Source organism: Paraburkholderia sp. BGA-UO-ETr-F12 (genome assembly GCF_059567945.1).
On record NZ_JCAQOZ010000012.1, the window covers coordinates 394,036 to 407,635 of the forward strand.

The window sequence follows — 13,600 nt, forward strand, 5'->3', positions numbered from 1 at the left end:
AGTGCCGGCAACGGGCGCCGCCCGGTCAGCAACACAACATTCGCAGTATTTGTATTTCACTGATTTCACCGAATTTAGCCAAGGAACCGACATGAAAGTTTTCTACGACAAGGACGCCGACCTCTCCCTCATCAAGGGCAAGCAAGTCACCATCATCGGCTATGGCTCGCAAGGCCATGCTCACGCGCTGAACCTGAAGGAAAGCGGCGTGAACATCACGGTCGGTCTGCGTAAGGGCGGCGCATCGTGGAGCAAGGCTGAAAACGCCGGCCTGCAAGTCAAGGAAGTGGCGGAAGCCGTCAAGGGCGCGGACGTCGTCATGATGCTGCTGCCGGACGAGCAGATCGCCGACGTCTACGCAAAGGAAGTGCACGCCAACATCAAGCAAGGCGCGGCACTGGCTTTCGCGCACGGCTTCAACGTGCACTACGGTCAAGTGATCCCGCGTGCGGATCTGGACGTGATCATGATCGCACCGAAGGCGCCGGGCCACACGGTTCGCGGTACGTACTCGCAAGGTGGCGGCGTGCCCCACCTGATCGCCGTTGCGCAAGACAAGTCGGGCGCAGCACGTGACATCGCTTTGTCGTACGCGGCAGCGAACGGCGGCGGCCGTGCCGGCATCATCGAAACGAACTTCCGCGAAGAAACGGAAACCGACCTGTTCGGCGAACAAGCCGTGCTGTGCGGCGGTACGGTCGACCTGATCAAGGCCGGCTTCGAAACGCTGGTGGAAGCAGGCTACGCGCCGGAAATGGCGTACTTCGAATGCCTGCACGAACTGAAGCTGATCGTCGACCTGATCTACGAAGGCGGCATCGCGAACATGAACTACTCGATCTCGAACAACGCCGAATACGGCGAGTACGTGACGGGTCCGCGTATCGTCACGGCTGAAACGAAGAAGGCGATGAAGGCCGTGCTGACGGACATTCAGACCGGCGAGTACGCAAAGAGCTTCATCATCGAAAACAAGGCCGGCGCACCGACGCTGCAATCGCGCCGCCGTCTGACGGCCGAGCACCAGATCGAAACGGTGGGCGCGAAGCTGCGCTCGATGATGCCGTGGATCGCCGCGAACAAGCTGGTCGACCAGTCGAAGAACTAAGCAGCCAGTTCTGCCGCATCTGACCGGCGCGGCGCATCGTCGCGGCAGCCGGTAATGCAAAAAGCCGTCCAAGGGTGCTGAACCCTGGGCGGCTTTTGCTATCCTACGGTTTTACAAAAATACTGAAGCCATCCATGAATTACCCTCATCCGATCATCGCGCGAGAAGGCTGGCCGTTCATCGCCATCGCAGCCGTCGTAGCATTACTGGTTCAATTCTTCGCGGGGTTCGGCTTGGCATGGCTGTTCTGGCTGCTTCTGGCCTTCGTGGTGCAGTTCTTCCGCGATCCGGCGCGCCCGATTCCGACTCAGGCCAATGCCGTGCTGTGCCCGGCAGACGGCCGTATCGTCGCGGTCGAAACAGCGCATGACCCGTATGCCAACCGTGAAGCGCTGAAGATCAGCGTGTTCATGAACGTCTTCAACGTGCATTCGCAACGCTCGCCGGTAGACGGCGCGATCTCCAAGGTCGAATATTTCCCGGGTGCGTACCTGAACGCCGCCGTGGACAAGGCTTCGACCGAAAACGAGCGCAACGCGGTGGTGATCCAGATGGCCGGCGGACAGACGGTGACCTCGGTGCAGATCGCCGGCCTGATTGCACGGCGGATTCTTTGCTACGTGCGAGCCGGAGAGCCGCTCACGCGTGGTCAACGCTATGGATTTATCCGGTTTGGCTCGCGCGTCGACGTGTATCTGCCGGTGGGCAGCCGTCCGCGTGTGTCGATCGGCGAGAAGGTTTCCGCGTCGTCCACGATCCTCGCTGAACTATAAAGCGGCACCAAGGAGGTTTTCCGAATGGCCGCATTCAAACCGCGTCGACCCCGTAACAGTGGACCGCTGCCGCGTCCGTTCCGCCGTAACAAGCCGATCGTGACGGAGTCGCCGGCAGTCGATAGCCGGCGCGCGCAGCGTCAGCAGTTCTTGAGAAAGCGCGGCATTTATCTGCTGCCGAACGCGTTCACCACCGCCGCGCTTTTCTGCGGCTTCTTCGCCGTGGTGCAGGCGATGAACGTGCGCTTCGAAATCGCGGCGATCGCGATCTTCGTGGCAATGGTGCTGGACGGCATGGACGGCCGCGTCGCCCGTATGACCCATACGCAGAGTGCGTTCGGCGAGCAGTTCGACAGCCTCTCGGACATGGTGTCGTTCGGCGTGGCGCCGGCGCTCGTGATGTACGAGTGGATTCTGAAGGATCTCGGCCGCTGGGGCTGGCTTGCCGCGTTCGTTTACTGCTCGGGGGCGGCGCTGCGTCTGGCGCGCTTCAATACGAACATCGGCGTGGTCGACAAGCGTTTCTTCCAGGGTATGCCGAGCCCCGCAGCCGCGGCGCTGATCGCCGGCTTCGTGTGGCTCGCCACCGACAACCGCGTGCCGCTCAAGCTGGTGTGGCTGCCGTGGGTCGCCTTCGTACTGACCATTTATGCCGGTGTGACGATGGTGTCGAACGCGCCTTTTTATAGCGGCAAGGCGCTCGACGTGCGGCACCGCGTGCCGTTCGGCGTCATTTTGCTGGTGGTCGTGGCGTTCGTGCTGGTGTCGTCCGATCCGCCGCTGATGCTGTTTGGCCTGTTCGTGCTGTACGGTCTGTCGGGCTATGTGTTCTGGGGCTATCAGGCGCTGCGGGGCAGAGCGAACCCGGCTCGGTCCGTGGCACGGGATAGGTAAAGCGCTCAACCGGTGCATGAAAGCGACACAAGAAAACGGCAGCCTTTCGAGGCTGCCGTTTTTCGTTTTGGAGCCCGTCCCACGGCGCGCGGCAGGCAGGTCTGACGCCAATTGCACGATGAGGGGAATGCCGCTATAGTCGTTTGAGAGATGCGTTCGCGTTCCCGTTTGAGCCGCGACGCGAGCCTCAACAAGCCGGTGCGCAGCCAGGCGCGCCAGTGCGGCGCGTCTACTGCGCTGATCGCCGAGCTTTTTGCCCTCCGTCTGCCTCGTCTGTGGTTTATAGCGTCGCCAACGGTGGCGCGAACCCCAAAATTCCAGAATCCGATCCCCGCAATTGAACGACTCCCCAGGAGACCCGACATGTCCGACAAACTGATCATATTCGACACCACCTTGCGCGACGGCGAGCAATCGCCCGGCGCGTCGATGACGAAAGAAGAAAAAATCCGTATCGCCAAGCAACTCGAACGGATGAAAGTGGACGTGATCGAAGCGGGCTTCGCGGCCAGCTCGAACGGCGACTTCGATTCGATCCAGACGATCGCGGGCCTCATCAAGGACAGCACGATCTGCTCGCTCGCCCGCGCCAACGACAAAGACATTCAACGCGCTGCCGACGCACTCAAGCCGGCCGATCATTTCCGTATCCACACGTTCATCGCAACGTCGCCGCTGCATATGGAAAAAAAGCTGCGCATGACGCCGGATCAGGTGTTCGAGCAGGCGAAGCTGGCGGTGCGTTTCGCCCGCAAATTCACGGACGACGTCGAGTTTTCGCCGGAAGACGGCAGCCGCTCGGATATGGATTTCCTGTGCCGCGTGCTGGAAGCGGTGATCGCCGAGGGCGCCACCACCATCAACATCGCGGACACGGTGGGTTATGGCGTGCCGGAGTTGTACGGCCAGCTCGTGAAGACGCTGCGTGAGCGGATTCCGAACTCGCATAAGGCCGTGTTCTCGGTGCATTGTCATAACGACCTTGGCATGGCCGTGGCGAACTCGCTGGCCGGCGTGCAGATTGGCGGTGCGCGTCAGGTCGAGTGCACGATCAACGGGCTCGGCGAGCGCGCGGGTAATACGTCGCTCGAAGAAATCGTGATGGCGGTGAAGACCCGCAAGGATTACTTCGGCCTCGATATCGGACTCGATACGACGCAGATCGTGCCGGCTTCGAAGCTGGTGTCGCAGATCACCGGTTTCGTCGTGCAGCCGAACAAGGCAGTCGTTGGCGCGAACGCATTTGCGCACGCATCCGGTATTCACCAGGATGGCGTGCTGAAGGCGCGCGACACGTACGAAATCATGCGTGCCGAAGATGTGGGCTGGAGCGCGAACAAGATCGTGCTGGGCAAGTTGTCGGGCCGTAATGCGTTCAAGCAACGTCTGCAGGAACTGGGTATCGCGCTCGATAGCGAAGGCGAGTTGAATACCGCGTTCGCACGCTTCAAGGAACTGGCGGACCGCAAGTCGGAAATCTTCGACGAAGACATCATCGCGATCGTCACCGAGGAGTCGGCTGAGGCGCAGGAGAAAGAACACTACAAGTTCCTGTCGCTGGCGCAGCATTCGGAAACCGGCGAGCAGCCGCACGCGAAGATCGTGTTCTCGGTCGAAGGCAAGGAGGTGACCGGCGAAGCGCGCGGCAACGGTCCGGTGGATGCCACGCTCAATGCGATTGAAACGGAAGTGGGCAGCGGCTCGGAACTGCTGCTGTATTCAGTGAATGCGATCACGACCGGTACGCAGGCGCAGGGCGAAGTGACCGTGCGCTTGTCGAAGAGCGGGCGGATCGTCAACGGCGTGGGCACCGATCCGGATATCGTCGCGGCTTCCGCGAAGGCTTATATTTCGGCGCTCAACAAGCTGTATTCGAACGTCGATAAATTGAATCCGCAACGCTCGGAGTGATGGCCGCAGGCGTGCTCCTGGTTGCGCGCTTTGCTGAACCAGATTGACAAGAAGGTGACAAGAAACCCTGTGCCCTGAATGGCACGGGGTTTCTTTTTTTGCGGCGCTTGCAATCGCATTACCTTGACTCAGGCTACTCCGTCGCCGCACGCCGCATCGACCAACCACGCGCCGCGCGTGCCTGTGCCTGCACCTGATGCCGCACTTCAACCGCGATCTCGCGGCGCGGTGCGCCGGCGACAAACGTGTCCAGCAGTTCACGCACATCGTGATCGACGAAGTCGGCGCGCGTTGCGTCGACGATCAGGGTCGCGCCGTCGGGAATCTGTTGCAGATAGTGCTTGAGCGGCACCTTGCCGAGAAACGACACGTCCTTGCGAAACGACAGCAGATAGTGATCGCCATGCTGTGCGAGCACGATCGGGCTGCGCAGATTCTCATACAACGCGAGCAACACGCTGCACAGAACGCCGAGCACGATGCCGATCAGCAGATCGGTGGCGAGCACGCCGACCAGCGTGACGATGAACGGTGCAAACGGCGCAAAACCTTGCCTCGCGATGCCGACGAACAACGATGGCTTGGCGAGCTTGACACCGGTAAAGATGAGAATGGCCGCGAGGCAGGCAAGCGGAATCAGGTTGATGATGCTGGTGAGCAGGAAGATGCTGACCAGCAGCAACACGCCATGAATGATTGCGGAGAGCCGGCTCTGGGCGCCCGCGTGCACGTTCGCGGAACTGCGCACAATAACCGAGGTGATCGGCAAGCCACCGATCGCGCCGGCGATCAGATTACCCACGCCCTGCGCCTTCAATTCGCGATCCGGCGGCGCGGCGCGTCGGGCAGGGTCGATCTGCTCGACGGCTTCGAGGCTCAACAGCGTTTCGAGACTGGCGACGATCGCCAGCGTGATGGCGACGCGCCAGACATCGGGGTTGACGAGTTGTGCGAAGTGCGGCCCGAAGTCGGCCCATTCGAGAGCGAGCCGCAACGCGCCGAAGGATTCGATCGAAGGCAGCGCGACGCGATGCTCGGCAGGCGGCGCAAACGACGGGGCGAGCAGGCCGAGTAGCAGCGTGCCGCCGATCCCCAGCAGAACCACGGCGAGCGGCGCGGGGACGAGGCGCACGAGTCTGAAGCGGCGCAGCGCGCGGGTTTCCCAGCCCACCAGAATCGCTAGCGACAGCAACGTGATGACGCAGGCCGCAGGCGATATCGAGCCGAACGGGGTCGTTACGCTGCCGGCCGGCGCATTCGCGCTGAACAGCCCGAGCGCGAGCGGGAATTGTTTGACGATGAGCAGAACGCCGATCGCCGCAAGCATGCCTTTGATGACCGGTGACGGCACATAGGCCGCGAATCTGCCGGCCTTCAACATCCCGAAGCCGAACTGAATCGCGCCGGACAGCAGCACTGCGAGCAGGAATGCCGGGAAACTGCCAAGTTGCGCGATTCCGTCGACGACGATCACGACGAGGCCCGCCGCCGGTCCACTGACGCTCAGGCGCGAACCGCTCAGCACGGCCACCACCAGACCGCCGACGATACCCGACACAAGCCCGGCGAATGGCTCGACGCCCGATGCGTTCGCGATACCCAGACACAGCGGCAACGCCACCAGAAAAACAACGGTGCCGGCCAGTAGATCGCGCTGAAACGTGGAAAAGAAAGCTCGAAGGTTCATGGAGTCGGTGCAGTAGTGTTTGGAGTTGCGTAGGCGGCGCGGCTCAAACCGAGGGCCGTCCGCGATAAAAGTCGCGCATCAGGCGGCGGCGCTATGGGCGGCTGTCGCGCAGTTCATCGCGTCGTCGGCTTCATAGCCGGACGTGAGTACCTTGATGCGGCCGTCTTCCAGCGCGAAGATCCAGCCGTGAACGAGCGGTGCGGGGTCGGCGTCCCGTACGATCGGACTTGCGCGTAACTGGCGCACCTGTTCGAGCACGTTGAGCTCCGCGAGGCGATTAACACGCGCCTGCTCGCTCGCACGACTCCTGAGCTCGTCGCCATGTGCTTTTGCTAACGCGCATAACGGCGCGATCCGGCGATTGACGTGTGGCAGCGTGGGTTCCGGCGGCAGCAGGGCGGCGCGCACGCCGCCACAGCCATAGTGACCGCAGACGATTACGTGCCCCACCTTAAGTACCCGCACGGCATATTCGAGGACGCTGGCGGAGTTGTCGTCGTCGGGATGGAAGAGGTTGGCGATGTTGCGGTGAACGAACAGATCGCCCGGCTCGCAATGCGTGATGGTTTCCGCGGGCACACGGCTGTCCGAGCAGCCGACCCACAGCACGTGCGGATTTTGGCCTCGCGCGAGATCACGGAAAAATTCCGGGTTGCGCGCAGCGGTTTCGTGCGCCCATGCGACATTGGCGACTAGCAGACGTTTCGGACGGTTCATCGAGAGCGGCTCCGTAAGTGGGCGCATCGATTCATGGCCGGATTCACGGCGTGCGGACCACGGCAAGCGCAGTCAGCACCGAATCAATGCTTACGAAAACCTTTCTATCAAAAAATAAATCCGCCGTGCGCGAAATAAAATTCGCTGTCATGCGACATAAATAAAAAAAGCCGCCTGAGGAGGCGGCTTCGCGGATTCATGGGCAATGGGTTCGAGCGGATGCTCAGAACAGGTTGCGGCGATCCGGATCGTGCAGCGGGTCAGGTGTCTTCTGCGTGAGACGCACAATGCCCTGATCGTCGAAATAGAAGCTGTACATCATGTACCAGACGTTGTCTTCCAGATAGCGATACGTCCAGACCTCACGCTTCATCAGCGGGAAGTACGAGGTTTCGACCGGACGGCCGAAGTTCACCAGCACGTCGCTCTTCGTCCACTTGCCGATTTCCGCGCGGTAGAACTCGTTAGGCTGAAGCACCTGGCGTACCGAGACGATCTTGCCGGATGCGTCGATATCGGCAGCGGTGGTGGTTTCGCCCATTGGCTGGGTCGGCCACATCAGCCGCTTGCCGCCGTTGGGCAGGTCGTAGCTTTCACGCGGTGCGCCGAGGCGGGCGATAATGGTCGATGCGTCCGCGCCCTGGGTGTATTGCTGCCAGGGTTGGGCGCACCCGGCGAGCGCAACCGTGAGCGCGAGCGCGCTCAGGCAGACGAGCGCGGCGCGGCGCAGAGGTGTGGCGGACTGCGCTTCGATCGAGGCCGCCGTGAATGGGTGGCGGTTGAACATGAATTCCTCCGATGGCGTTTGATTGGCGGTTTTTATCATCGAGACGCATTATTTTGACACGGGCGAAGGCAAAAGATCTGCGCTTCGTGCGAGGTGTCGCTGGATACACAATAACGAATTCGCCGGCTTGCTTATTCCGTCTGGAACGCCCTATGATCCGCGCTTCGACGAATCAAGCGGGGCAATGACGATGGCGAAGTGGCAACGGGCGGCAGCAGCGGCAGTCGTCGCGCTGGCGGCGATTTCGATGACCGTGGCGGCTCACGCCGCAGGCGAGGCGGCGTCGGGTCCGGCTGGTAAGCCGGTCAATAAGCCCACGGGTACGCCGATCCAGCTGGCGCTGATCGAAGGCATGTCCGGCCCGTTCGCGAATGCAGGCGCGGCGGTGGAGCGCAATCTGCGCTTCGGCGTCGAACAGGTGAATGCGCAAGGTGGCGTGAAACTCGCCGACGGCGCACATCCGCTCGAACTGGTCGTGCTCGACAGCAAAGGCAGCACGGAAGAGGCGCTGGTGCAACTGCGCGCCGCCGCGGACCGGCACATCGGTTACATCATGCAGGGCAACAGTTCAGCCGTGGCGGCCGCGCTGATCGGCGCGATCGACAAGCAGAACAGCCGCGAGCCGGACAACCGCGAACTGTTCCTCAACTATTCCGCCGACGATCCCGCACTGACCAACGCCAATTGCAGTTTCTGGCACTTCCGCTTCGACGCGCACGCGGGCATGCGCATGGATGCGCTGGCCGACGTGATCCAGCGCGACAAGGCTGTGAAGAAAGTCTATCTGCTGAACCAGGACTACAGCTTCGGCCACGATGTCAGCAGTCTGGCGCGATCTGCGCTCGCCGCGAAGCGCCCGGACATCGCCGTGGTCGGTGACGAGTTCCATCCGATTGGCCGCGTGAAGGACTTCGCGCCGTACATCGCGAAGATCCGTGCGAGCGGCGCCGACGCGGTCATCACCGGCAATTGGGGCAACGATCTGACGCTGCTCGTCAAAGCGGCGCGGGAGCAGGGCCTGGACACGCGGTTCTACACGTTCTACGGCAATAGCCTTGGCGCGCCGGCCGCACTGGGCGATGCCGGCGTCAAACATGTGATCGCGGTGGCCGACTGGCATCCGAATGCCGGCGGAGCGGCCTCGGATGCATGGTATGCGGCCTTCCGGGCGCGTTTTCCGGCTGCCCAGGACGACTACCCGGTGCTGCGCATGGTATTGATGATCGAAACGCTCGCCGCGGCAATGAATCGCGCCGGGAGTGCCGACCCGACCGCCGTCGCCCGCGCCCTGGAAGGAATCAAGTTCGACAACGGCTTTCATGCTTCGTGGATGCGGCCCGACGACCATCAGCTGATCCAGCCCCTTTACGTGATGGAGATGGACAAGGCCGGTACGCCGGGCGTCAAGTTCGACAACGAAGGTTCAGGCTACGGTTTCCGCACGGTGCTGGCGTTGCCGCCCGAGCGCACGGTGCCGGCGACCGTCTGCAAGATGAAGCGGCCGTAAGGCGTCCCCGGCCGGCGTGGATTGCCCCGATCCCGCCCGGTACAGCAGGGTTCGCGGCCGGATTGGGCTGTGCTACAATACGGGTCCCGTTGTGAGGCATGCTTGCAAAGATTCTATGAATTGCACGGATTGCACACACGGGTAACCCACGGCACGGCCTTTCTTCCGTGACCGCCTGTCTAGTTCTCAAGGAAATCGACATGTCCGCAGTTGAAACAAGCAAGAAGTCCGACGTCGTTGCGCAATTCGCACGCGCAGCTAACGACACGGGCTCCCCCGAAGTTCAGGTCGCGCTGCTCACGACCCGCATCAACGAACTGACCGTTCACTTCAAGGCTCACACGAAGGATCACCACAGCCGCCGCGGTCTGCTGCGCATGGTGAGCCGCCGTCGTAAGCTGCTCGACTACCTGAAGGGTAAGGACGCGGATCGTTACCGCGCACTGATCGAGAAGCTGGGTCTGCGTAAGTAATCGGCCAGTCGTTCAGCAAGATGCCTGTGTCAGTTCCACTGATACAGGCATTTTGTTTTTGCACGGTGCGCTTCATGTGATGCGCACCGCCTGCCGGCCGCGCCAGCGTGACGATTCATGTGGCGGCTAGCAGGGAAATAGCAGTAAAAAGTAGAAATACGGCCGGGCTTCAGGGCGGAGCTTTGTGTCATTCCAGCGGTTCGCGCGCGTACATCACGTAGAGCGTGGTTCTCTGGAATGGCATAACACTACTCTTCCCATGTGGCGCCGGTCCTGGCGTTGCCGCGCCGCTTCTGGTCCGCGCGGCATAACGATGAGGAAAAGAAATGACTATGTTCAACAAGATCGTCAAAGAATTTAAGTGGGGACAACACAACGTTCGCCTCGAAACGGGCGAAATCGCTCGCCAGGCGAGCGGTGCGGTGATCGTCGACGTCGAAGACACCGTCGTGCTGGCTACCGTGGTCGGCGCCAAGACTGCCAAGCCGGGCCAGGACTTCTTCCCGCTGACCGTCGATTACCTCGAAAAGACCTACGCCGCAGGCAAGATCCCCGGCGGTTTCTTCCGCCGCGAAGGCCGTCCTTCGGAAGGCGAGACGCTGATCTCACGCCTGATCGACCGTCCGCTGCGCCCGCTGTTCCCGGAAGGCTTCTACAACGAAGTTCAGGTCGTGATCCACGTCCTGTCGTTGAACCCCGAAATCCCCGCTGACATCCCCGCGCTGATCGGCGCGTCGGCGGCGCTCGCCGTGTCCGGCCTGCCGTTCAACGGCCCGGTCGGCGCAGCACGCGTGGCCTACATCAACAACGAATACGTGTTGAACCCGACGCGTCCGCAAATGAAGGAATCGGCGCTCGACCTGATCGTCGCCGGTACGGAACGCGCGGTGCTGATGGTGGAATCGGAAGCGCAGCAACTGAGCGAAGAAGTGATGCTCGGCGCCGTGGTGTTTGGCCACGATCAAATGCAGATCGCGATCAACGCGATCCACGAACTGGTCGCCGAAGGCGGCAAGCCGGAATGGGATTGGCAGCCGGCGGCGAAGAACGAGCCGCTGATCGCCCGCGTGACGGAACTGGCGCAAGCCGACCTGCTCGCCGCGTATCAGATTCGCGACAAGCAGGCTCGCTCGGCCAAGCTGAAGGAAGTCTACGCGGCGACGTCGGCCAAGCTGGAAGAAGAAGCGGCGGCAGCCGGCACGGTTGCGGCAGACAAGGCTAGCGTCGGCAATGTGCTGTTCGACATTGAAGCGAAGATCGTCCGTTCGCAGATCCTGAACGGCGAGCCGCGTATCGACGGCCGCGATACGCGCACCGTGCGCCCGATCGAAATCCGTACCGGCGTGCTGCCGCGTACGCACGGCTCGGCGCTGTTCACGCGTGGCGAAACGCAAGCCATGGTGGTCGCAACGCTCGGCACGAAGGGCGACGAGCAGAACATCGACGCGCTCGAAGGCGAGTATCGCGAACGCTTCATGCTCCACTACAACATGCCTCCGTTCGCAACCGGCGAAACGGGCCGCGTCGGTTCGCCGAAGCGCCGTGAAATCGGTCACGGCCGTCTGGCCAAGCGCGCGCTGGCCGCGTGCCTGCCGAGCGCCGACGAATTCGGCTACTCGATCCGCGTCGTGTCGGAAATCACCGAATCGAACGGTTCGTCGTCGATGGCTTCGGTGTGCGGCGGTTGCCTCGCACTGATGGACGCCGGCGTGCCGATGAAGGCGCACGTCGCCGGCATCGCGATGGGCCTGATCCTCGAAGGCAACAAGTTTGCCGTCCTGACCGACATCCTCGGCGACGAAGATCACCTCGGCGACATGGACTTCAAGGTGGCGGGTACCGAGCAGGGCGTGACCGCGCTGCAGATGGACATCAAGATCCAGGGCATCACGAAGGAAATCATGCAGGTCGCCCTCGCGCAAGCGAAGGAAGGCCGTATGCACATCCTCGGCAAGATGACCTCGGCGGTGTCGGGCGCGAACACGGTGTTGTCGGACTACGCACCGCGCATGATCACCATCAAGATCAATCCGGAAAAGATCCGCGACGTGATCGGCAAGGGTGGTTCGGTGATCCGCGCGCTGACGGAAGAAACCGGCACGACGATCGATATTTCGGATGACGGCGTTGTCACCATCGCGAGCACGAGCAGCGAAGGGATGGCCGAAGCGAAGAAGCGTATCGAGAACATCACGCTGGAAGTTGAAGTGGGTCAGGTGTACGAAGGCACCGTGCTCAAGCTGCTCGATTTCGGCGCGATTGTGAACATCCTGCCGGGCAAGGATGGTCTGCTGCACATTTCCGAAATCGCCAACGAGCGTATCAAGGACATCAACGACTACCTGAAGGACGGCCAGCAAGTGAAGGTCAAGGTCATTCAGACGGACGAAAAGGGCCGCGTGCGTCTGTCGGCCAAGGCGTTGCTGAACGACGCCCCGAACGGCGCGCCGCAAGGCGAATCCGCGCCGCAGTAATGCGGTAGCAGGGCGACGGCCGGCAGCGCGAATGCGTGCCGGCCGTTTTTCATGAAGGTTGCAGGGTGGATTGCGTTGCCGGCAGGCACAAGCTGCGCAGGCAGGTGCGAACCGGCGCAAACGGGTACTCTGTCTGGATGAGGCGTTTTGTCTCGATTCAGACGATTTCCGACGGTAGGCAACGCAATCCAATCTTGGAGTTGACGCAGATGAAAGCGATCGAAATCACCGAATTTGGTGCGCCGGAAGTGCTCAAGCTGGCGGAGCGGCCCATGCCGCAGCCGAAAGCGGGCGAGGTGCTGATCAAGGTGGCGGCATCGGGCATCAATCGCCCGGACGTGTTCCAGCGCAAAGGCGGCTATGCACCGCCGCCGGGCGCTTCGGACCTGCCGGGGCTGGAAGTGGCGGGGGAAATCGTCGGCGGGACCATTGACGAGAAGAACAATCCGTTCGGTCTGAAAGTGGGTGACCGCGTGTGCGCGTTGCTTGCAGGCGGCGGCTACGCCGAATACGCGACCGCGCCGCTGTTGCAGTGCCTGCCGGTGCCAGCGGGCTTGTCGGATGTCGAAGCGGCCTCGCTGCCGGAAACATTCTTCACGGTGTGGAGCAATGTGTTCGATCGTGCGCAACTCGGCAAGGGCGAAGGCGCACCGAACGAGACGCTGCTGGTGCAGGGCGGCTCGAGCGGCATTGGTGTGACGGCGATCCAGATCGCGCACGCACTGGGTTTTCGCGTGTTCGCCACGGCCGGATCGGACGAAAAGTGTCGCGCGTGCGAGGCGCTCGGCGCTGAGCGGGCGATCAACTACAAGACTGAAGATTTCGTCGAGGTCATCAAGTCGCTGACGAACGATCGCGGCGTCGACGTGATTCTCGATATGGTGGCGGGCAGCTACGTGCCCCGCGAGCTATCCGCGCTGGCCGACGGCGGCCGCATCGTGCTGATCGCTTTGCTGGGCGGTGCGAAAGCGGAGCTGAATCTGAACGAAGTCCTGCGCCGCCGCTTGACGGTGACGGGGTCGACGTTGCGTCCGCGGCCGATCGAGTTCAAGGCGAAGATCGCGGCGCAATTGAAGGAGCACGTGTGGCCGCACCTCGAAGATGGCCGCATCAAGCCGGTGGTGCACAGAGTATTTCCGGCCGCGCGAGCCGCTGAAGCACACGCGCTGATGGAAAGCAGCACGCACGTCGGCAAGATCGTGCTGACTTGGGGTCAGGACGCTTGACACGGTCGGTTTGACCCGATCCACCCCACGCAGTAAAATTGCG

The 13,600-nt window shown here is 62.0% G+C and carries 11 protein-coding genes; 8 read left to right on the plus strand and 3 right to left on the minus strand.

The annotated features are described in order from the left end of the window. Positions 1-91 precede the first annotated feature (91 nt). From ilvC to AC57B6_RS05365, 4 genes are all read left to right on the plus strand, one after another. Positions 92-1,108, plus strand: coding sequence for a ketol-acid reductoisomerase (ilvC, locus tag AC57B6_RS05350; RefSeq protein ID WP_025496089.1), 1,017 nt, complete (start codon positions 92-94; stop codon positions 1,106-1,108). 134 nt (positions 1,109-1,242) lie between these two features. Beyond that, positions 1,243-1,881, plus strand: a complete 639-nt coding sequence (locus AC57B6_RS05355) for a phosphatidylserine decarboxylase (protein WP_025496088.1) — start codon at positions 1,243-1,245, stop codon at positions 1,879-1,881. 24 nt (positions 1,882-1,905) lie between these two features. Continuing rightward, a complete protein-coding gene (pssA, locus tag AC57B6_RS05360; RefSeq protein ID WP_025496087.1) occupies positions 1,906-2,775 on the plus strand; it encodes a CDP-diacylglycerol--serine O-phosphatidyltransferase in 870 nt (289 codons plus the stop codon). Between the two features lie 363 nt (positions 2,776-3,138). Further along, on the plus strand, positions 3,139-4,686 hold the full coding sequence (locus tag AC57B6_RS05365; protein WP_028196939.1) for a 2-isopropylmalate synthase: 1,548 nt from the start codon (positions 3,139-3,141) through the stop codon (positions 4,684-4,686). Between the two features lie 133 nt (positions 4,687-4,819). On the opposite strand, the gene AC57B6_RS05370 is transcribed toward AC57B6_RS05365, so the two are convergent. The 3 genes from AC57B6_RS05370 to AC57B6_RS05380 form a co-directional block, all read right to left on the minus strand. Then, complete coding sequence (locus AC57B6_RS05370) at positions 4,820-6,373, minus strand: SulP family inorganic anion transporter (protein ID WP_496420798.1); 1,554 nt, start codon at positions 6,371-6,373, stop codon at positions 4,820-4,822. Positions 6,374-6,451: 78 nt separating this feature from the next. Then, on the minus strand, positions 6,452-7,090 hold the full coding sequence (locus AC57B6_RS05375) for a carbonic anhydrase (RefSeq protein ID WP_030102898.1): 639 nt from the start codon (positions 7,088-7,090) through the stop codon (positions 6,452-6,454). Between the two features lie 223 nt (positions 7,091-7,313). Next, positions 7,314-7,877 (minus strand): hypothetical protein, encoded by a 564-nt coding sequence (locus tag AC57B6_RS05380; RefSeq protein ID WP_025496083.1) that lies wholly within the window; start codon positions 7,875-7,877, stop codon positions 7,314-7,316. Between the two features lie 184 nt (positions 7,878-8,061). On the opposite strand from AC57B6_RS05380, the gene AC57B6_RS05385 reads away from it, so the two are divergent. From AC57B6_RS05385 to AC57B6_RS05400, 4 genes are all read left to right on the plus strand, one after another. Continuing rightward, positions 8,062-9,384 (plus strand): ABC transporter substrate-binding protein, encoded by a 1,323-nt coding sequence (locus tag AC57B6_RS05385; RefSeq protein WP_491563628.1) that lies wholly within the window; start codon positions 8,062-8,064, stop codon positions 9,382-9,384. A 200-nt stretch (positions 9,385-9,584) separates the two neighbouring features. Beyond that, positions 9,585-9,857, plus strand: coding sequence for a 30S ribosomal protein S15 (gene rpsO / locus AC57B6_RS05390; RefSeq protein WP_025496081.1), 273 nt, complete (start codon positions 9,585-9,587; stop codon positions 9,855-9,857). Positions 9,858-10,183: 326 nt separating this feature from the next. After that, the gene (gene pnp, locus AC57B6_RS05395; protein WP_200898825.1) at positions 10,184-12,331 is read left to right on the plus strand and encodes a polyribonucleotide nucleotidyltransferase; all 2,148 of its coding nucleotides are present in this window, start codon (positions 10,184-10,186) and stop codon (positions 12,329-12,331) included. A 209-nt stretch (positions 12,332-12,540) separates the two neighbouring features. Then, positions 12,541-13,557: an NAD(P)H-quinone oxidoreductase gene (locus AC57B6_RS05400; protein ID WP_025496079.1), complete on the plus strand. Its 1,017-nt coding sequence runs from the start codon at positions 12,541-12,543 to the stop codon at positions 13,555-13,557. Positions 13,558-13,600: the final 43 nt, after the last annotated feature.